General features: G+C 66.1%; 1 pseudogene. It reads left to right on the forward strand.

Annotation, left to right across the window (positions count from 1 at the left end):
* Window positions 1–253: pseudogene (locus EIP75_RS24805) on the forward strand (integrase); the annotation flags it as partial.
* Window positions 254–413: the final 160 nt, after the last annotated feature.

Below are 413 nucleotides of genomic sequence, written 5' to 3' on the forward strand. Positions count from 1 at the left end.
CGCACATGGCCTGCGCCATGAGGTGTTGATCGGGCACTATGAGGCCCTTGTAGGAACCCCACCCCCGGTGCGTGGCGGGCAGATGGTGCCACCGGAACTTGACCGTCAGGCCAGGCAATCCGTGTCCAGATTGGCCGGGCATGCGCGCATACGGGCGTCAGGGGCCTACCTTGGCGCGGTACGTGTGCAGCGCCGTACAGGATCACGTGATGTGGATGGCATGGGCGACGCACCGCCAGAGCGGGCGTCGTGACAAACGCCAACGGCGCAGTGCCCTTGCCTGCGCCGGGTTGGTTGGAAAAGCTCTGTGAGCCTCAGGCCGCTGACTCCGCGAGTTCATCGACCTCAGCATGGGAATCGTCCAGGCTGGCAGCCCCGCCTTCGCCTGTCGTCGCAACCGAGGCAGCTTGGCC

The organism is Aquabacterium soli (assembly GCF_003933735.1).
Lineage (GTDB): Bacteria > Pseudomonadota > Gammaproteobacteria > Burkholderiales > Burkholderiaceae_C > Aquabacterium > Aquabacterium soli.